Consider the following 19752-nt stretch of genomic DNA (forward strand, 5'->3'; position numbering starts at 1 on the left):
GATCTTATGGTCCCGTTCGAAATCGAAGGCGACGGTCCATCCCGACGTCGCCTGATCCTCGCGGAGGCGACGCGCATCTTCCTCGAGAAAGGCTTCTCCGCGACCGCAATGAGCGAAGTTGCGAAGGCGTCCGGCATTCAGAAGGCGTCACTCTACCATCATTTTCCGAGTAAGGAGGCGCTGTTCGTCGCGTGTGCGACCAACGGCTTCGCCGATGCCCTGGCGGATCTCGAAGCGATCCGAAACGACCCCGATCTTGGGGACGACGACCGATTGCGTCGCGCCGTTGATGCGGTCTACCGTATCAATCTTGACTCCGCCTGCGGCCAAATGGCGCCGCTGATCGCTGAGGTGTCACGCACGATTCCGACGGTTGCTCGCGCCTTCTACGAGGGCTTCATCTACAAGCAGCACATCGTGATGGGCGGTATCATCGATGACGGCCTCGCACGAGGTTCCTTCGTGACGCGTGAGCGACTGGGTCTCGAACAGATGATCTTCGGCCCAATCGTGTCGCTCGCACTCGAGCGCGAAATGTTCGCCGCGTTCGACGACGTGGACGCTGTGCGTCCGGTGGATCAGATCCGTGAGGAACATGCCACGCTCCTCCTGCGACTGATGAAGGGCGACACGGAAACGACGAGGGCAACGCGCGTGCCGAAGGGTGCGCCGTGAGCAGGGTGCCGTGAGCGAGGACACGACGATGTTCCGTGCTGAGTGACGGCATCGCGGCCACGCACGATTCGTTCAGTTTCCTGCGTGCCGATCTAGCCAATACGGCGCTCGCTGCCTTGCACTGAACGCCATTCGAGGTGAAGAAGAATCACCATGCCGACACGTTCCAAGGCAGTCGCACCCCGTCCGGATGCACCCACACCGCTCCCGCCGCGCAGCGTCCCGCTGGACGTTGCCGAGCTTTCTTTCGCCGGCTTCACATCGGCTGGCCTGCAGATGATTCACGAAGTCGCCACACGACAGGACAAGGCCTGGGTCGCGGAGCACAAGTCAGAGTATGAGACGCAGGTGCGCGTCCCATTGGCGGCGCTGGTCGTGGCGACGATGGAGTACTGCGCCGCCGCCGGACTGCCTCTGCAGGGTGACCCAAAGCGGTCGCTCTTCCGGATTCATCGTGACGTGCGATTCAGCGCCGATAAACGACCCTTCCATTCGCACGCATCGGCCGTCCTGACGCGGACAGCCGAGAAGCAGTCTCCCGGTGTGCTGTATCTGCAGATCGCGCCGAAGAGTTCCTTTGCTGCCGTCGGATTTTATCTGCCCGACAAGGTGCAACTCTCCGCGTTGCGTGAGGGTATCGCGTCTGACCCGCTCGGATGGTCGCGCATGGTGCGCGCGCTCAAGAGTGCGGAGCTCGTGCTCGATGAGTCGGATGCTCTCGTGCGTGGTCCGCGCGGCTACGAACACGCACCCGAGGTGGTGCGTGATGCGCTCCGACTGCGGTCGTTGATCATCATCCGCCCCCTGCGAGCGGCCGAGTTGCGCTCTAGGAAGCTCCCGGAGCGATTGTCGGCATTCGCTCTCGCGGCGGCGCCGCTCCTGCAATTCGGATGGCATGCCCTCCAACGTGATCGGCCATATGCAGCGCTGTTGGCGCGAGCTGCACGCGGACCGGAGCGTTGACGATGGTCGACTCGGATCGATACGAACAAGTTGAAGTACGCTCACGCGAAGCGCTGCGTTCATGGCTCGATGCGAATCAGGATCGCACCGATGCTGTGTGGCTGGTCACGTGGAAGAAGCACACTGGTGCCTCGTACGTCTCACGCGATACGGTGCTGGACGAGTTGCTCTGCTACGGCTGGATCGATGGTGTAGCCCGTAAAGTGGATGAAGACCGCACGATGCAGTTGGTGACACCACGTCGGACGCATGCGTGGACGGCGAGCTACCGCACGCGTGCCCTCCGACTCGAATCGGAGGGCCGACTCGCCGGGCCGGGGCTCAGGGCGATGGCGCTCGCGAAGGCGTCGGGCGGATGGGATGCGCATCCCGATGTCGATGCGTTGGTGGTGCCCCTAGATCTCGTGCGCGCGCTTGACGCGACCACAACGGCGCGAAGGTGGTTCGACGCATCGGCGCCCTCGTACCGTCGCAATGTGCTGAGATGGATCGCGAAGGCGCAGCGACCGGAGACTCGGGCCAAGCGGATCGCGACGGTGGTGGAGACGGCGGGGCGGCGGGAGAAGATCAGGAATCTGTGACTGAGTGCATGTGAAGACTGCTGGTGCCGTCGACACCGTGGATGCGCGCACGCTCAGGAACAGCAGTAGGTGCGGACACCGCGTCGTTCCACGGAGAGACGTGGCTATCACCGCGCACGGGCCTGACGGTCCCAGGGCGGCGGCTCCTTGCCCAACAACACCGCCTCGACTTTCACCACGCGTGCGGTTCGCGTCTCTACGCGCTTGGCTGACGCGACCATGTAGGCGAGGCCACGTTGCTTACCGGGGCTCAGACGCTCCCATGCGTTGCGCACCCGGACCTTGGCGGCCAGCAGCGCAGCGAGTTCGTCAGGAATTTCGACGTCGTCCTGCGACGACACACGGAAGGACACCTCGACACTGCTGCCGATCCGCAGGCCCGCCGCCTTCAGCCCATCCTTCGGCAACATCAGGTACCACTGACCTCGCGCTGGCTGCCATGCACCCTTGATGGGGACTCCGCTGACATCCGCCTCGATGCGAAGCCGAGCATGTCGGTCCAGCGGGAGTGCGGCATGCAGAGACGGATCGAGATAGACCACCGTGTAGTGGTAGGTCCCGACGGCGTGTCGTGCGATGCGCGTCTCGAAGACGTGTTCGAAATAGGACATCGGTGTCTCCATCGAGCGGAAGGAGTAAAGGAGCGAAATCGACGCCCCTCGATGCGCTGCATTGGCGCGTGCATGTAGCGGTCGGACGTCCGGTCACGCCGCGCGCACCGACTTCGCCACTGAATGCCGCGGTGGACCTCCCGCGCACTCCCGGCGCGACACGGGCACACGTCGTCAGCCGGTAGAGCGATGCGTCATGTCGCGTCCTGCGCTATGTGTGCGACGCCCGCACGGCATCCGGCCGCGAACAGCGTAAGGCCTCGTGTCGTCGCGTCAATCTCGACTTCGTTTAAATGCCTGAACGCCTCCGTGAGCGATCGCGCGATGGCCCCATAGAGGCGTCCGACCTGTGCAAACGCGGCAGGAGGAAGTTCGACATGTACTGCACGCCGGTCGCGGACGCCGTGCACGCGACGTGCATATCCGGCCGATTCGAGCCGGTCGATGAGTGCGGTGACAGCCCCGCTGGTCATGCGCAGCGCCGATCCGATCTCGGATGGACGCCGCGGCCCGTGCTCGAGCAGGTTCAGGCAACGCAAGTCGCCCCGATGCACCCCAAGGCGAGCGGCGATCAGCGTATCCACTTCGTCGATCGCGGCGTAGACGTCGCGGCTGGCGGCGACAACCTGAGGGATCGTGTCAGGCATCATGCCGCTGCGGCTCTCGGCTGGCACGCTCTCCGCCTCCGCTGATGCCGTCAGAACGGGTGCTGCGCTGCTGCGACGCCGTTTCGCGCTCGGTTTGTCAGGCATGCAGGAAACCTCTTGATGTAAAAGATACTTGGTGGTAAAGTAACGTGATCACAGCTCGTACGCTTGAATGCGTGCGGACTATCCGTAGGGCAGGGTTGCCGGCACCCGGTCGGAATCGGCCCATTTATGCTACCATCACCACATGGGAGTCTGAGTGTCCATCAAGAGTAGTGAGTCTGCCGCGGCGCCCGCCGCCACCACCTTCGTCACAGACATCCTCGACACCGGCGCGGCACCATCCGGCATGCCGGACCCGGCGCAGCTGCGACACTTGCACGCGGCGTCCGCTGTGGCCTATCCGTTCACGGAATTGTGCAAGGCCGGCAAGCTGACCGAGGCGTCGGCGACGTTCTGGGCGGACGATATTATGAGTGTCGAGCCGTTCCCTGGGCCATACGCCCTGCTCACCGGCCGAGACGCGGTCAACGGAAAGGTCGAGTACTGGTCACGTGAGAACACCATTCACGCGGTTGCGGTGGAGGGACCGTTCGTCAACGGTGATCAATTTGCGCTTCGTTTCTCACTGGACTGCACGATGAACGCGAGCGGCGTGCGCTCGGTGCAGCACGAGACGGCGCTGTACACCGTCAAGAATGGCCGTATCGTCGAAGAGCGATTCTTCGGGATGTTCTGACGCGTTGCGCCGCATGGGTCTTGACTCTGCGCGTCTTGAACGTACTGTCGCGGTGGGTTGCGTTGCTCTCGCAGAAACCTGCCGCGACAGTGCATCATCCAATCTCCTTCAGCGTCGAGAAATCGCAATTGTGGGAAGCTCGGTTCTCAACGGCGTCTTCGCGCGGAAAGTGCGGGGGCCTCAGGGAAAACCGTGCATTCCGCCGATCATCGTCGCCAGCACCGGTGTCTGCATCGACTCGTTGCCGCCGCGGCACTACGCGTAAGCCAATGCGACTGCCGAGACGCCTGCGACGATCGCACTGAGTTTCTGCGCGACGCGAAAGTTGGGAGTGCGGCTCCGCTCATCGCGCGGCGCGAGTCGCTGTTGGGAATGGTCCCACGGCACGCGCGCTCGCGACTCGGCGCCGTTATGAGCCGGAAAGCGAATGTGCCAAGTCATGCTGTTTTTTGCCGCTCGTGACCATCGTGATGTCGCGGCAAGGTGGCGACTCCGGAAGCCACTGAATCGCCCCCACCTCCGCGATGAAATGGCGGAAGTCGTCATCGACCATGAGGAATTCTTCTTTGATGACGACGTCTATGCCGGTCATTTCGCTCGCGCTCCGCACCCGGACGGCGTTGTCGCGCCCGGCCGTTGCCCGCAGCCGCTAGTTCTCGCGGAGAGCTTTCCACTCGTCAGGTGATACCGTCCACCGTGCCAACGGCCGTTGGCAGCGAAGCAGACGCCGTCGGCGCGGGTAGGTGACAGGGTACCCGATCGTGCCGACAAGTCCGAAGAGCGTTACGAAGCACGCGACGACGACACTGCCGAACATCGCGCTGTCACGTGGGTTGACGGTGGTGAGGAACACCGTGACGAGGACATGTGTGACGCCGACCGCCAGAGCAGCCACGCCGACGTTGCGGCCCCCACGTGGATGTCGCAAAGCGAGGATGCTTCCGCTTTCGGCAGGCGCGCGCGAGAGGCGCTAGATGGACAATCGATCCCGGATCTGCTCGAGTACCCACGCTGCATGCTCGCGCACGAGCGGCTCGTCGTGCTGCAACGCCGCCTCCAACAACGGCACATCATCGCGCGTGCCGACATTGCCGAGCACCACCGCCGCGTTCCGCGCGAGCCCACGCCGCTTCGCACGCTTCATCGCGCTGCCCTTGAAGCGCGCGCTGAACTCGGCCTGACCCATCGTGAGAAACTCGCGAGCGAGCGCGCGTGCGTCACGCGAGTCGAGTCCCTCGCGCGATGCGAACGAGGGTTCGGCAACCTCGCCCGCAAACTTATGGTTCCACGGACACACCTCCTGGCAGATGTCGCACCCGTACAACAACCCACCGATCGCCTCGCGCAGGCCTTCCGGAATCGCCCCGCGCAGCTCGATCGTGAGGTAGCTGATGCACTTCGTGGCATCGAGCACGCGCGGGCCAGCAAATGCCTGGGTTGGACACGCATCGAGGCACCGCGTACAACTCCCGCACCGATCCGCCTCGAACGGATCGTCCACCTCAAGGCGGACATCGGGCCCCAGCTCGACGAACAGCGACGACAGAAAGAAGAACGACCCCGCCTTCGGATTGATCAGCATGGTGTTCTTGCCGAACCACCCCAGTCCCGCGCGCTGCGCCAGGTCGCGCTCCAGCACCGGTCCGCTGTCCACGTAGGGCCGCGCGTTCACCGATCGTCCAAGCTCGGCTTCCAGCCAGTCGTGCAAGGACCGCGTGCGTTCGCGCAGCAGCTCGTGGTAGTCGTCGCCGCGTGCATAGCGTGCCACGGGTCCGCTCGGCTCGCGGCCGCCGTACTGCGTGGCCAGCACAATCGCGTGCGTGGCCCCGGCGTGCGGCCGGCGGCTGTCGCGACGTAACTCGCCCCCGTCGCCGTCGAGATACCCCATCTCGCCGTGATACCCGGCGTCCAGCCACGCATCGAAACGCTCCCGCGTAGCCGGCGGGCCAAGGGTGGTGATCCCCACCAGGTCGAAGCCCAATCCAAAGGCCTGCGCCTTCAGGCGCCGCGTAAGGTCCGCTGCGCCATCGGTGTCCATTACGGCTGGCGGCCGACCCAGCGGGCGAAGGCGATCACGTCATCGGCCGGCGGAATCGCCTCTTCCTCACCGTAGGCCGTGTACATGCGCCACTTCACATAGCTGGTGGCCGGGAGCGGAAGAAACGGAAATCGCCGGAACCAATGCCGGTGCCGAAACCGCCAGGCGACACGAAGTAAGTCAATGGCCAGCAACGGGTTGACGATCGCGCGCAGCGATAAGGCCAGAGAGAGGCGGAGCCAAGGCATAAGAGGAATATAGACGGGTTCGATCCCCATTGGATGGCGGTAGGCCCTCAGCCGCTCAGGTGAATGCCGCGCAAGTTGTGCAGCCGAACGTCCCATCGGTCGACACTTGTTGCGGGCGCCGACGCTGGTGCCACGCTCACTGAGATTCCTTCCCTTCGCACCGCATCGGCATGTCGCACCACCCCGCGAGCACGTCCACCGCCGATCAGCCGCCACGACAACGCCCGTGGTGGGCCGACACCTTGTTCCTGCTCGGATGCATCGTGGTCGCTGAAATTCTGCTCCACTTCGTGATCGAAGAGGCGGATCTTGCGGTGGCGCACTGGTTCCACGGTATCATCAATGCCCTCTGTCTCGCGTTGCTGATTGGACCGCTGTTCGCGTGGATCATGTATCGGCGGAATGTCGATGCCCGTATCGCGCAGGCTCGATTCAGTCCCTCCGGTCGCGCACCGAACAGTCCGCACAAGCGCGTCCGGATCGCGGTCCTCGGATCGCTGGGCGTGATTTCGGCATTGATGGCAGCGTCGATCTGGGGGCACGTCGTCGCCACGGACCGCATGGCGCACAGTGCCGAGATCATGAACCTCGCGGGACGCCAGCGCATGCTCACGCAGCGGATCGCACGTTTTGCAAATGGGGCCATCGACAGTCCGGTGAAAGCCGATTCCTTGCGCGTCATGACGCGCCGGCTGCAGGCCGAAGCCGACCAACTCGATACGCTGACCACCGCGTTCGAGGTGGCAGCCTTCGCCGCGGCGAGTGACGCCCGCACCGCCGTCGTGAATTCGCAGACGCTTCGCGACTCACTCGTCACCGCGGCCGAGCAGATGACGCCGTTCGCGCCGGGGAGCGAGGGGCGGAGGCTGAAAGCGGCCGACGTGGAACGCGTCGCCGATGGCCTGTTGGTCGCCGCCGAGTCGACGGTCGCAGCCCTGCAGCGCTACTCCGAGGAGCGGGTGCGTCGCAGCATCCAGTCGTCGTGGGTCATCGCCCTGCTGTTGCAGATCGTGATCGCGATCATCGGGCTGTTCGTGATCGAGCCCGTGGTTCGCCTGCTGCGAAAGCAGCACGAGATCGCGTCGGCGCGTAGCGTGGAGTTTCAGCGGTTGGCCATGGTGGCTGAACGCACGAGCAACGCCGTGGTGATCACCGATGCCGACCGCCTCATAACGTGGGTAAACGAAGGGTTTGTGCGGCTCACGGGCTATTCGGTCGAGGAATCGCTCGGGCGGAGTCCAGGCGAACTGTTACAGTGTGAGGGCACCAACAGCGCGACCGTGCACGCGTTGCATACAGCGCTTGACGCGGGCACCTCCACGCGCTGCGAAATCCTGAACCGGCACAAGGACGGCACCGAGTACTGGCTCGATCTCTCGATCGAACCGCTGCATGAGGGCGATCGGCTCACCGGGTTTATCGCGATCGAAGCCGAAATCACCGAGCAGGTCCGCACGCGTGAGGCGCTGGAGGCACAACGCTTCCTCGCCGAAACCTCGTACGGCGAGCTGCAGCGCACGTCGGGCATGCTGGAAGACGCCCAGTCGGTGGCCAGGATGGGAAGCTGGTCGTTTGACTTCGCCTCTGGTCAGATCGAATGGTCACGTGAGATCTTCCGGCTGTTCGGGCGGAATCCGCAGGATGGCGTGCCGGGATACGAGCACGTGATGGCCGATTATTTCCCGGCCGACGCTCTGCGGCTTCATGAGGCGGTCCAACGGACATCGGCCGAGGGTACCCCGTACTCACTGGTCCTGCGCACGGCGCGCGGCGCCAACGATGTGCGCTACGTCCGGGCTGACGGCCGCACGCGCCGCGACGAGCATGGGCACGTGTCGGGAGTCTTCGGCACCGTCATGGATGTGACGGCCGCCGTCGAGCGCGAGGAAGCGTTACAGCTGGCGCAGGAACGCGCCGAGGCCGCCAGCCGGAGCAAGAGCGAATTCCTCGCTAACATGAGCCACGAAATCCGAACGCCGCTCACTGCCATTCTCGGCTACACCGATCTCCTGCGTGATGAGGCCATTCGTCAGGGAGCGCCCGACGAGCAGCTCCAATCGATGGGGACGATTCGTCGCGCCGGTGAGCACCTGCTTTCCGTCATCAACGACATTCTCGACCTCTCCAAGATCGAGGCTGGTCGAATGGCCATCGAGCAGGTCGAAATGGATTTGCCGCGGGTGCTGTACGATGTCGATAGTCTGATGCGATCGCGCGCGGCGCAGAAAGGCGTGCAACTGCAGACGCGTCTGCTGACGCCGATGCCCGAGCGCGTGCTGTCGGATCCAACGCGTGTGCGCCAGATCCTCATGAATCTGATCGGCAATGCGGCCAAGTTCACGTCGCACGGATACGTCGACATTCAAGTCGACCAAACGACGCTTGACGGGGCGCCGGCCGTGCGTATCGCCATCGTTGATACCGGTCCGGGTATGACACCGGAGCAGGCGGCGATGCTGTTTCAGCCGTTCGTACAGGCCGACACCTCCGTCACGCGGAGGCATGGCGGAACGGGCCTGGGGCTGACCATCAGTCGTCGCCTCGCGAGCCTGATGGGAGGTGACGTGCAGCTGGTGCAGTCGACGCCTGGCGAAGGTTCTACGTTCGCCGTCGTGCTGCCGCTGCTGGCCGTGGAAGGCACGCGGCAGGTCGAAGATCTGCGCGCATGCATCAGCACGTCCCCCGCGCCGACAGACACAGCGGCGCATGCGGTTGCGCTGCAAGGGAGAATTCTGCTCGCCGAAGACGGTGAAGACAACCAGTTGCTGATCTCGCACCATCTCCGCAAGGCCGGTGCCGAGGTCGTGGTAGCCGAGCACGGACAACGGGCGCTCGACTTGATCATCGAGGCCGATGCCGCCGGAGCTCCCTTCAGGTTGCTCGTCAGCGACATGCAAATGCCGGAGATGGACGGGTATACGTTGGCGCGAACGCTTCGCGCGCAGCACAACACCATCCCCATTATTGCGCTCACGGCGCACGCAATGGCCGAGGATCGCCAGAAGTGTCTTGATGCCGGCTGCGACGACTACGCGAGCAAGCCGATCGACCGTGGGGCCTTGATCGCGACCTGCGCGCACTGGATGCAGAGGACGGTCGGCAATCCCGTCACCGCGGCCACCATCGAGATCTTCCCGCCACCCACGCTGTACAGCGAGATGCGTGACGATCCGGACTTCACCGAGCTCGTCGACGCGTTCATCGCCGGATTGCCAGCGAAAATCGCGCGCCTCGAGCAGGCCTATCGCGATGGGGCGCTGCTCGATCTCGCCAGGTTCGCGCATCAGCTGAAGGGGGCGGCGGGTGGCTATGGCTACCCGTCCATCAGCCTCGCGGCCCGCGACGTCGAAGAGCACTCGAAGGCGCGGGTGACGGTGGAGGGGACCTTCGACCCGGGGGTCGATCTCGCCGAGGCCGTGTCGCTGCTGCTCGCGCAGTGTCACTTGGCGGTACGCACCATGGAGCAGGTATCATGACCAGCCTGGAAACGGATCGTGCCCTCGCTCCGGAGCGCGAGTTCATCGCTGATGCGAGGATCCTCGTGATCGATGACGACCCGGATATCCATGCGCTGATGGTGGCTATGCTGCGGCCGCTACAGGCCGACATCGTCGGGGCAGCGACTGGTGCCGATGGCCTCGCGGCGGCGCGCACGGCACTTCCCGACGTGATCTTGCTCGACCACGAGCTGCCTGATGCCACCGGTCTCGACATCTTGCACCAGCTCCGGGGCGAACCCGCGTTAGCGGGTATCCCGGTCATCGTCGTCACCGGTAGCGAGAGCCGGCAGGTGCTCACGGCCTGCTTCGCGGCGGGGGCTGCCGACTACATTCGCAAGCCCTTCTTCGGCGCTGAGCTCCGCGCGCGTGTCTGCTCCGTCATCGAACGACAGCGTATGCTCGCACAACTTGGGCGCGCCGCGCATCTCGACAAACTGACCGGTCTGCCAAACCGCGCATTGCTGAACGCCCGGCTGCAATCCGCGCTCGAGCGGACGGCGTTGGAGCCCAGCTATTCGTTCGCGGTGATGTTCATCGATTTCGATCGCTTCAAGCTGATTAACGACAGCCTCGGGCACGATGTCGGTGATCTATTGCTCACCGAGATTGCCGAGCGCCTCCGCTCGAATCTCCGCGTGAATGACTGTATTACGCGCGACACGATCGGGTCCACCGTGGCGCGGCTGGGCGGTGACGAGTTCGTGATCGTGCTCGACGACGTCGCGTCGGCGGAGGTGGCCGCTGCTGTCGCTGCACGTATGCTGGCCGTCCTCGAGCAACCGTATCTCTTGAAGTCGCATGTCGTCCGATCCAGCGCCAGTGTCGGCATCGTGCACAGCAGCGAGGGCTACACGCAGGCTGATGACATGCTCCGCGACGCGGACATCGCCATGTATGAGGCGAAGCGGCGCGGCAAGGCGTGCTACGCCCTGTTCACCACGACGATGCGTGATGCCGTGCTCCACCGGATCGATATCGAGAACTCCCTGCGCGATGCGATCGATCGCCATGAGCTCTTCGTGGTGTATCAGCCTATCATCTCTCTCGAAGACCGATCGATCGAGAGCGTGGAGGCGCTGGTGCGATGGCGCCATCCCGTGCACGGGATGATTGCCCCGTCCGAGTTCATCCCGGTGGCCGAAGAGACCCGGCTGATTCTTCCACTGTCCGATCAAGTGCTGCGCGAGTCGTGCCGGCAATTCATGGTCTGGCAACGCGAAGCGCCGGATTTCGCGCCGTCCTATATCAGCGTGAATCTATCGCGCATCCAGTTGGCTGATCCGGATCTGGTACCCCGCACCATGGAGATTCTGCGGGAGACCGGTATCGCACCGCATCAGGTGCAACTCGAGGTCACCGAGTCGCAGCTCATGCAGCATCGTGTGATGGCGGGTGAACTGCTCGCGGCGTTCAAGGCGGAGGGCATCCGGCTCGCGATGGATGATTTCGGCTCGGGCTACTCGTCGCTCTCCTGTCTGCAGGAGTATCCGTTCGACGTGCTCAAGGTGGACCGCGCGCTCACGGAGAACGTGAGCCGCGGTCGCGGCTACTCCGCGCTGCTGCACGCGGTGATATCGCTGGCGGAGAACCTCGGGTTGCATGTCGTGGCGGAAGGCATCGAGACCATCGAGCAGCTGGCATTGTTGCAGGCCCTTGGCTGTCCGGCCGGGCAAGGTTTCTTACTCGCCAGACCCATGGAGCCGTCGAAGCTCGAGGCGTGGTGGTCAACATTTGTAGGCGAAGCATTCGAGGCCGCATGACCACGATGAACATCAACGAGCAATTCGTACGCACCGCGCTGAAGCGGGTGACCACCGTCGCGACGCTCCCGACGAGTGCCATGCGTATCATGCAGATCGCCGAAGATCCGACGTCGACCGAAAACGAGCTGCTCGAGGTGCTCGAGGGCGATCCGCCGCTCGCCGCGCGCGTGCTGAAGGTGGTGAATTCGGCGTTCTACGGACGCCCGCGTCAGGTTGGGTCGACGGCGGCCGCGATGCGTCTGCTTGGGGTCAACGCCGTCCGCAACGTCGCGTTGGCGGCCAGCCTCAACCGGCTGTTTCGCGGTGGTATGGTCCCGGGGTTCGACGCCAGCGCGTTGTGGACGCATTCCGTGGCCGTTGGGACGGCTGCGCGCCGGATCGCCGAACGCTGTCGCGGCATTCCGCCCGAAGAAGCGATGCTCGCCGGGCTGCTCCACGACATTGGCCTGCTGGTGGCGATTCAGGCCTCGTACATCGAATTCACCGGGCTGATTGCGGCCACGCTGAAAGATGCATCCATTTCATTCGCCGACGCGGAGACCCACTGGTTGGGCGCGACTCACGAGGTGTTTGGAAAGGCGTTGTGCGAGCAGTGGCGCTTCCCGCATGCGCTCACGATGGCCTGCGGACATCACCACGATCCGATGGCGCTGGCGGAGCACGATCGGCGTCTGCCGGCCGTCATTCACGTGGCCGATGTCCTGGCCGGACGGGTGGGCGGCGGGTTCACCCGTATGGTCGGGCGTGAGGCGCCGGCGGACGGGGTCTGTGAACTGCTCGGGCTCCATGCGAGCGATCTCGCCGCGATCGAAGCTCAACTGAGCAGTGATATTGAACAATCGTTGGGACTACTCGCGGCATAATCGCAAATTCCGCTTGACAGTTCGGAGGACGGGTCGCACCGTCGCAGGGCTTGTTCATCCCTCGTGATAAGGAGCGCACCAGTATGAAGTTCCGTTCATTTACGCCGAAGTTCTCGTTGGCCGTTGCCGCGATGGTAGTCGCCGCTTGTTCGCCGGAGCAGACCTCGCTCACGTCGCCGGCTGACGCGTCGTTGGCGGCGGCACCGCAGGCCTCAGTAGCTCGCGCGCCGGAGTTCGTGCCCGGTGAAGTCATTGTGCGATTCCGCGCGGGTGCGTCGAATGCGTCTCGTGGCGAGATCATGCGATCGGCGAATGCGCAGGTCGGCGAGAAGATCGTCACGGCGGCGATGCGTGGCCGTGGCGACAACGAGGGGATCTCGGTGCTGCGTACATCGATGAACGTGCCGGATGCGATCGCGGCGCTGAAAGCGCGCGCCGATGTGGAGTACGCGGAACCGAATTGGATTTACACGACGGATGCGACCGTTTCGGATACGTATTACTCCAACGGGTCGCTCTGGGGCATGTACGGTTCCCTGACTGATCCCGCCAATCAATACGGCATCGGCGGCAACTCAGGGTGGGCTGCGGGTGCCAATTGCGGCGACGTGGTGATCGGCATCATCGACGAAGGCTACATGTACACGCATCCGGAGCTCGCCGGCAACGCGTTCACGAATCCGGGGGAGACCGCTGGCAACGGAGTAGACGATGACGGCAACGGTTACGTGGATGACGTCTACGGCTGGGACTTTGCCGGCAATAACAACTCCGTGTTCGACGGCGCCGGAGACGATCACGGCACGCACGTCGCGGGGACGATCGGCGCGGCCGGGAACGGCACCGGCGTCGTCGGGGTGTGCAGCAAAGTGAAGTTGATGAGCGGCAAGTTCCTCGGCAGCCAGGGCGGGACCACGGCGAACGCGGTCAAGGCGGTGGATTATTTCACGGCGTTGAAGAACAAGGGCGTGAACATCGTGGCCACCAGCAATTCATGGGGCGGTGGTGGCGCGTCCACGGCTTTGGAGGCGGCGATCGAGCGTGCCAATGCTGCGGGAGTGTTGTTCATCGCCGCCGCTGGCAACAGTACGTACAATTGCGAAACGACCGCATGCTTTCCGGCCAACTACGCAAACGCCAACGTAATTTCCGTGGCGTCGATCACGAGCGCTGGGGCACTGAGCTCCTTCTCCAATTACGGTGCAACCAAGATCGATATCGGCGCACCGGGCAGCGGGATCTGGTCCACGGTGCCGGTTGCCTCGCGCGGCAAGAACGTCGTCGCCGGCTACGCGAGCTACAGCGGAACGTCAATGGCCACGCCGCACGTGAGTGGCGCCGCGGCGTATTATGCGTTTCGTCATCCCGGTTCATCTGCCAGTGACATTAAAGCCGCCATCATCGGATCGGCTATTCCCACCGCTTCACTGAGTGGTAAGGTCGTCAGCAACGGTCGCCTGAACGTCGCCGGCTTCTAGCCCCTTCCGGCGGGATCGTCGAGGGTCATTAGCTTTCGCGGGTCCTCAACCCACGATCGCGATGACCCTCGACGAGTATCAGGAACTCGCCGCCCGCACGCTCGGGCGCGACCGCACGCACGAACAGCAGCTGGCCAATGCCGCGCTCGGACTCACCGGTGAAGCCGGCGAAGTCGCTGAAGTGATCAAGAAGCATCTGTTTCACGCCACGCCGCTCGATCAGGATGCGCTGGCCAAAGAGCTCGGCGATTGCCTGTGGTATATCGGCGCCTTCGCGACGGTGCTCGGCCTCAGCATGGGCGACATTGCGCAGCGCAACATCGACAAGCTGCGAAAGCGCTACCCCGAAGGTTTCGACACCGAACGCAGTCGCAACCGCACCGAGTAGACGCGAAGCCGCACGGCCGGTCATCGCAGGAACGACCGCCCGTCGAAGGGAATGTCCGACGTTACGCCGAGCAGGTCCAACGCGCTCGGCACCACGTCGGTGGTGCGCTGAGGCAGTCGCGTCACGGGCCCATCGAGGATGAGCGGCACCAGCATCTGCTCGCGCAGCAGCGCGCCATGTGTGGACACGTGCGGTGTCGGTTCGTAGCGCGACCGCAGGTCCCAGCCATGGGCCGCTGAGACCACGATGTCGCCGGCGCGTGGAGACGGCACCAGCGTGGAGAGTTGCACCAGTGCATCGGCGTACGGTGACGCCGCACCAGCCAGCCACGCGTCGTTCGCATCGAGATCGGGCAGGGAGCCACCAAGCTGCAACGGGTCACCGTCGATCGGCGCGTAGCTCCAACGCGCGTCGTGCCCTGCATGCGAGCGAACGATGTCGGCGACGCCGTCGCGCTGGTGAAACACGCGCACGGTGTCCGCACCCATCGCTACAGCGAGTAAGCCAGTGGACGGCCGCTGCAGCATCGCCTCGAGCGTCGATTGCCAACGCGTCGTCAGCGAAGGCCACCAGGCGCGTGATCGGCGCGCCGGCTCGAGATACACGTGTCCCATCGCGTTGCCGCCGACCATGAGCGCGACATCCGCCCCCCGCGTGCCGAGCTTGGGGTGGGCGAGCACTTGATGCCCACGCCCGGAGAGCCATCCGTGCAGGTCGTCATGCTCGGACACCGGGGCGTGGCCATGATCGCCCACCACCCAGATCCGCAGCCCCTCGGCCCATCCGTCGGCCGTTGCGACGGCCTGCGCCCGTGCGATTGCCGCATCGACGTCACCGATGGCCGTGCGGACCACCGCGGAGTCACTGCCGAACGCGTGCGACAGCTTGTCCGGACTCAGGATGCCGAGCATGGACAAGATCGGGCGCGTACGCGTGAATCGACGGAAGAATTCGCGCACCGCGGCCTGCTCCACGTGACGCCACGCGCGTGCATCACCGCGAAAGTGCGCCCAGCCGGCGCGGAGGGACCAGCCGATGCCGCGCCCCACGCGGCCGTGCGTCGCCCCGCGCGCGATCATCATCAGTCCGGCGAGCGAGGGCTGAACCAGATCGTACAGCGTGGGACTCCGCGGATCGAGATCGCCGTCCACGTGCCAGATGTCGATGCCAGAATAGCTGCGCGCCTGGGCGTACGACCAGGGCAACGAGCGCGCGCGATCGAACCATCGGAGCCCAGGCATGCCGACCGAGGCCGGATGCCGGCCCATCACGAACGGGGCATACGCCGGTCCCGTGACGGAGGGAAACGACGTGCTGATGGTGTGCAGCCCTCCCCGCTCGCGAAGACGCGCCATCGCCGGGAGATTGCCGCGGTCCAATTCCTCGGTGAGCACGTCGGGGCGCACACCATCGGCGACGACCAACAGCAGTCGCGTGGTCACCGTGGTATCATCCGACATCAGTCCTGCCAACTTCCACGTGCTCCTCATGGCAAAAAAGCAACCGTCACAACCTCGTACCGCAACCGGCAAGAAGGCCTCAGCCGTCACCCGCGCGCAAGCCGAACAGGAATCGCGCGACGGACTGGTGGAACGTACCGAGGAAGGGCATCGAAAGGCGGGTCGCGAGCCGAGTGCTGAAGCACCGCTCGTGTCGAGCGGCGCGCGCGCGGTGCGCCGCCCCGAGCCGCGCCTGATCGATCAGGACATCCGTGACCGACCAATGCTCACGGAAGACGAGAAGTTGCTGCAGAGTCCCAAGGGCGACATGGGGGCATTTACGCGCTCGGATCCGTGGCGCGTCATGCGGATTACGTCCGAGTTCGTGGAAGGGTTCGACGCCCTCTCCGAGATCCACAAAGGGGTGACGATCTTCGGGTCGGCACGCACTGGCCCGGATGATCCGCAGTACGTCGCGGCGCAGGAAACGGCACGTCTGCTCGCCCTGAAGGGCTTCTCGATTATTACGGGGGCGGGCCCCGGCATCATGGAGGCCGCCAATAAGGGCGCCAAAGAAGGCGGCGGTCACTCCGTCGGGTGCAATATCGAGTTGCCCTTCGAACAAGGGGCCAATCCCTACGTCGATACGTTGGTCAACTTCCGCTACTTCTTCGTGCGGAAGACCATGTTCATCAAATACTCGAATGCGTTCATCATTTTCCCCGGTGGCTTCGGCACGCTCGACGAATTGTTCGAAGCGCTGACGCTGATTCAGACTGGCAAGATCTATCAGTTCCCGGTCATCCTCTTCGGCCGGCACTACTGGGCCGGACTGGTCCGGTGGATCACCTCGCGCTTGGTGGGCGAAGGGAAGATCTCCCCGGGTGACCTCGACCTGTTGCTGCTCACCGACGATCCCGCCGAAGCGGCGCAGGCCGTCATCGACGCCCATGAGGCGCAAACGGCTGCCCAAAACGCCGAAAATTAAAGCCGATTGACTTTATCGGGATTGACGTATTAGTCTGAGTTGACGCTTCATGAGAAACGTTCTCAACTAATATATCATGCCCATCGCTCTCCTGCTAGCCGCGGTCGTCGCCACCGCACCCCTCGTTCAGGATTCGACCCGCACGCCGCGCACCGCGGCGGACTCGGCCGCCGCCCAATCCCTGTCGGCCGTGCGCGTGTCGGCCGAGCGGGCCTCGCGCACCGCGTACCGGGTCACCCGAACGCGTTCCTCCACCCGCACCCTCACCCCGCTCCGTGAGGTGCCGCAGGCCATCACCGTGCTCGGTCCCCAGGTGCTGCGAGACCTCGGCCTGCAAACGATGGCCCGCGCCATGGAATACGTGCCGGGCGTAACGATGGGGCAGGGCGAAGGGCATCGTGATGCCCCGACGATCCGCGGCCAAAGCACGACCGCCGATTTCTTCGTCGACGGCGTCCGCGATGACGCGCAGTACTTCCGCGACAGCTACAACGTGTCGCAGATCGAAGCGCTCAAGGGCGCCAACGCGCTCGCCTTCGGTCGTGGCGGTGGTGGCGGCGTGATCAACCGTGTCATGAAGCAGGCCGAGTGGACACCCACGCGGGGTGGTCGCCTGCAGTCCGGTTCGTACGACGAGCGTCGGTTCACGCTCGATGTCGGGCAAGGCCTCACGTCGCAAGTCGCGGCGCGCGTGAATGCCTTGCACGAGAAAAGTGGCTCCTATCGCGACTTCGTCTCGAATGAGAAGAGCGGTGTCAGTCCAACGGTCGCGCTGCTCGCCGGCAAGACCATGCTACGCGCGGGCGTGGAGCACTTCGTCGATTCGCGCACCGTCGACCGCGGCATCCCATCGGCCAACGGTCGCCCGTCTGCACTTGACTGGCGCACCTTCGTCGGCGATCCGGATCGCAGTCGCTCGTCCATGACCGTAGACGGCGCGCATGTGGTCGCCGAATACGACAACACTCGTGGTTTCACCCTGCGCACGCATACCCGTGCCATGCGGTACGACAAGTTCTATCAGAACGTGTTCGCGTCGAGCGCGGTGAATGCCGCCGGTACGCAGGTCAACCTTGGCGCCTACAGTACCGCCACGGACCGTCGCAGCCTGTTCAATCAGAGCGATCTCGTCTACACGTCGCGCCATGGCGGTATTCGGCAGACTCTCATGACCGGCACCGAGTTCAGTCGCCAAGCCACCGAGAACGTGCGACTCACCGGCTACTTCGACAACACGTCGACCTCACGCACGGTGCCGTTGAACGCGACGACGGTGGCGTCGCCGGTGACCTTCCGAGCCAGCGCGACCGACGCCGACAACGACGCCGTGGCCAACGTGGCGGCCGTGTTCGCGCAGGAGCAGTTGCACGTGGGCGATCATGTGCAGGTCGTGCTCGGCGCGCGATACGATCGATTCGCCGTGCGCGTGCGTGACCATCGCACCGATGCGGTCACGCAGCGCACGGACTATCTGCTCTCACCACGTGGTGGGGTTGTCTTCACGCCAAGTCGCACGGTATCGCTGTACGGCTCGGTTGGAATTTCGTCTCTGCCGAGTGCGGGCGATCAGTTCTCGTCACTCTCGGCGAGCGCGTCCACGCTCAAGCCCGAGCAGTTCCGCAACCGCGAAGTGGGCGTGAAGTGGACGCCGACTGAGGCGCTGGAGCTCAACACCGCTTTGTATCGCGTCGACCGAACCAACAGCGCGGCGCCGGACCCGAGCAATGCGGCATTGCTGGTGCAGACCGGTGCGCAGCGCACCAACGGCGTCGAGGTCGGCGTCACGGGTGCGGTGACGTCGCGATGGAACGTGGTGGGTGGATTGGCCGTGCAGGACGCGCGGATCCTGAATCGCACCTCGGCGGCGCGCGCCGGTGCCTCGGTGCCGCTGGTGCCCCGCACGACTGTCTCACTCTGGAATAAGGTGAGAGTGTCGTCCCGCGCGTCGCTGGGCGCTGGCGTGGTGCACCAGGGTGACCGGTATGCCGCCGTCGACAATAGCGTGCGCCTGCCGGCCTTTACGCGCGTCGATGGCGGACTCTTCGTGTCGCTCCCGCTCTCACTCACCATGCAGGCCAACGTCGAAAACGTGCTCGGCACGCGCTACTCGGCGACGTCCCATGGCAACAACAACATCATGCCGGGAGCACCGCGCACCGTTCGGCTGTCACTGTTCGTGATGCCGTGAGGTGAGGGAACGACCGTGCCGCCAAGGGTGTGATTCCTTGCGCACGTCTTGAACCCTCACCAAACCGTGCCATATTTCCAGATTGCACACGCGCCCGGCCGGAAACGGCCGGGCGCGCGCCTTTTCTGTCCCGCTTCAGTGGACCCGCGCATGTTTCAGGAACTCATCGCCAAGATGGCGCGTGAAGTCGAAAAGCTCTCCTACGAGCTCAACGTCACGCTTCCCTTTGAAATCCGGAAGGCCGTCGAACTCGGCGACCTGAAGGAGAACAGCGAGTACAAGGCGGCACTGGAGCGTCAGCAGTTCGTGCAGGCGCGGCTTGGACAGCTCACGCAGCGCGTGACCAAGCTTGCGAACATCGATATTGCGCAGATCTCGGCCGATCGCGTGGGCCTCGGAAGCCAGGTCATCGTCGAAGACGAAGAGACGAAGGCACGCGAGTCGTACGAGTTGGTGTTCGGCGACGCGGGCGAGCTGCAGGACGGACATGTCACGATGGCGTCGCCGATCGGGCTGGCGCTGCAGGGCAAGGCCGTCGGCGAGCAGACCATCTTCAAGCTGCCCAAGAAAATCCGTCGGCTGGTGATCGTGGAGCTCAAGACGATTCACGAACGCAGCGCTGACGAACTCGCCTGATTCGCCT

The 19752-nt window shown here is 64.3% G+C and carries 18 protein-coding genes; 12 read left to right on the plus strand and 6 right to left on the minus strand.

All coding sequences use genetic code 11. From position 1 onward, the window contains the following. Window positions 1-6: 6 nt before the first annotated feature. The 3 genes from HKW67_RS21545 to HKW67_RS21555 all read left to right on the plus strand — a co-directional run bounded on the left by HKW67_RS21545 (window position 7) and on the right by HKW67_RS21555 (window position 2219). The gene (locus tag HKW67_RS21545; protein WP_171227361.1) at window positions 7-675 is read left to right on the plus strand and encodes a TetR/AcrR family transcriptional regulator; all 669 of its coding nucleotides are present in this window, start codon (window positions 7-9) and stop codon (window positions 673-675) included. A gap of 153 nt (window positions 676-828) precedes the next feature. After that, a complete protein-coding gene (locus HKW67_RS21550; protein WP_171227362.1) occupies window positions 829-1638 on the plus strand; it encodes a TIGR02453 family protein in 810 nt (269 codons plus the stop codon). Window positions 1639-1640: 2 nt separating this feature from the next. Beyond that, a complete protein-coding gene (locus tag HKW67_RS21555; RefSeq protein WP_171227363.1) occupies window positions 1641-2219 on the plus strand; it encodes a YdeI/OmpD-associated family protein in 579 nt (192 codons plus the stop codon). A 107-nt stretch (window positions 2220-2326) separates the two neighbouring features. Here HKW67_RS21555 and HKW67_RS21560 read toward each other — a convergent pair whose 3' ends face one another. Both HKW67_RS21560 and HKW67_RS21565 read right to left on the minus strand, forming a co-directional pair. Then, on the minus strand, window positions 2327-2830 hold the full coding sequence (locus tag HKW67_RS21560; protein WP_171227364.1) for a YdeI/OmpD-associated family protein: 504 nt from the start codon (window positions 2828-2830) through the stop codon (window positions 2327-2329). A gap of 194 nt (window positions 2831-3024) precedes the next feature. Further along, window positions 3025-3582 (minus strand): MarR family winged helix-turn-helix transcriptional regulator, encoded by a 558-nt coding sequence (locus HKW67_RS21565; protein ID WP_171227365.1) that lies wholly within the window; start codon window positions 3580-3582, stop codon window positions 3025-3027. A 154-nt stretch (window positions 3583-3736) separates the two neighbouring features. On the opposite strand from HKW67_RS21565, the gene HKW67_RS21570 reads away from it, so the two are divergent. Next, a complete protein-coding gene (locus tag HKW67_RS21570) occupies window positions 3737-4216 on the plus strand; it encodes a SnoaL-like domain-containing protein (protein WP_206044532.1) in 480 nt (159 codons plus the stop codon). Window positions 4217-4625: 409 nt separating this feature from the next. Here the strand turns inward: HKW67_RS21570 and HKW67_RS21575 are convergent, their stop codons facing one another. The 3 genes from HKW67_RS21575 to HKW67_RS21585 all read right to left on the minus strand — a co-directional run bounded on the left by HKW67_RS21575 (window position 4626) and on the right by HKW67_RS21585 (window position 6502). Next, window positions 4626-4808 (minus strand): hypothetical protein, encoded by a 183-nt coding sequence (locus HKW67_RS21575; protein ID WP_171227366.1) that lies wholly within the window; start codon window positions 4806-4808, stop codon window positions 4626-4628. Window positions 4809-5186: 378 nt separating this feature from the next. Beyond that, entirely contained in the window at window positions 5187-6254 is a 1068-nt protein-coding gene (gene queG, locus HKW67_RS21580) for a tRNA epoxyqueuosine(34) reductase QueG (RefSeq protein ID WP_171227367.1), read from the minus strand. Further along, window positions 6254-6502: a hypothetical protein gene (locus tag HKW67_RS21585; RefSeq protein WP_171227368.1), complete on the minus strand. Its 249-nt coding sequence runs from the start codon at window positions 6500-6502 to the stop codon at window positions 6254-6256. The genes queG and HKW67_RS21585 overlap by 1 nt, the downstream gene beginning before the upstream one ends. Before the next feature lie 170 nt (window positions 6503-6672). On the opposite strand from HKW67_RS21585, the gene HKW67_RS21590 reads away from it, so the two are divergent. The 5 genes from HKW67_RS21590 to HKW67_RS21610 all read left to right on the plus strand — a co-directional run bounded on the left by HKW67_RS21590 (window position 6673) and on the right by HKW67_RS21610 (window position 14494). Beyond that, window positions 6673-9978 (plus strand): ATP-binding protein, encoded by a 3306-nt coding sequence (locus tag HKW67_RS21590; RefSeq protein ID WP_171227369.1) that lies wholly within the window; start codon window positions 6673-6675, stop codon window positions 9976-9978. After that, entirely contained in the window at window positions 9975-11762 is a 1788-nt protein-coding gene (locus HKW67_RS21595) for a putative bifunctional diguanylate cyclase/phosphodiesterase (RefSeq protein ID WP_171227370.1), read from the plus strand. Before HKW67_RS21590 ends, HKW67_RS21595 begins: the two co-directional genes overlap by 4 nt. After that, window positions 11759-12628 (plus strand): HDOD domain-containing protein, encoded by an 870-nt coding sequence (locus tag HKW67_RS21600; protein ID WP_171227371.1) that lies wholly within the window; start codon window positions 11759-11761, stop codon window positions 12626-12628. The genes HKW67_RS21595 and HKW67_RS21600 overlap by 4 nt, the downstream gene beginning before the upstream one ends. A gap of 83 nt (window positions 12629-12711) precedes the next feature. Continuing rightward, complete coding sequence (locus HKW67_RS21605; RefSeq protein ID WP_206044533.1) at window positions 12712-14106, plus strand: S8 family peptidase; 1395 nt, start codon at window positions 12712-12714, stop codon at window positions 14104-14106. Between the two features lie 61 nt (window positions 14107-14167). Next, window positions 14168-14494 carry a nucleoside triphosphate pyrophosphohydrolase family protein gene (locus tag HKW67_RS21610; protein WP_171227372.1) on the plus strand — a complete coding sequence of 109 codons (327 nt, stop codon included), beginning with the start codon at window positions 14168-14170 and terminating at the stop codon, window positions 14492-14494. A 20-nt stretch (window positions 14495-14514) separates the two neighbouring features. Here HKW67_RS21610 and HKW67_RS21615 read toward each other — a convergent pair whose 3' ends face one another. Then, a complete protein-coding gene (locus HKW67_RS21615) occupies window positions 14515-15954 on the minus strand; it encodes an alkaline phosphatase family protein (RefSeq protein WP_171227373.1) in 1440 nt (479 codons plus the stop codon). 28 nt (window positions 15955-15982) lie between these two features. On the opposite strand from HKW67_RS21615, the gene HKW67_RS21620 reads away from it, so the two are divergent. From HKW67_RS21620 to HKW67_RS21630, 3 genes are all read left to right on the plus strand, one after another. Next, window positions 15983-16921 carry an LOG family protein gene (locus tag HKW67_RS21620; protein WP_230981082.1) on the plus strand — a complete coding sequence of 313 codons (939 nt, stop codon included), beginning with the start codon at window positions 15983-15985 and terminating at the stop codon, window positions 16919-16921. Window positions 16922-16997: 76 nt separating this feature from the next. Next, complete coding sequence (locus HKW67_RS21625; protein WP_171227374.1) at window positions 16998-19109, plus strand: TonB-dependent receptor; 2112 nt, start codon at window positions 16998-17000, stop codon at window positions 19107-19109. Between the two features lie 150 nt (window positions 19110-19259). Next, window positions 19260-19745, plus strand: coding sequence for a GreA/GreB family elongation factor (locus HKW67_RS21630; protein ID WP_171227375.1), 486 nt, complete (start codon window positions 19260-19262; stop codon window positions 19743-19745). The last annotated feature ends 7 nt before the right edge of the window (window positions 19746-19752 follow it).

This window comes from Gemmatimonas groenlandica (genome assembly GCF_013004105.1).
GTDB lineage: Bacteria > Gemmatimonadota > Gemmatimonadetes > Gemmatimonadales > Gemmatimonadaceae > Gemmatimonas > Gemmatimonas groenlandica.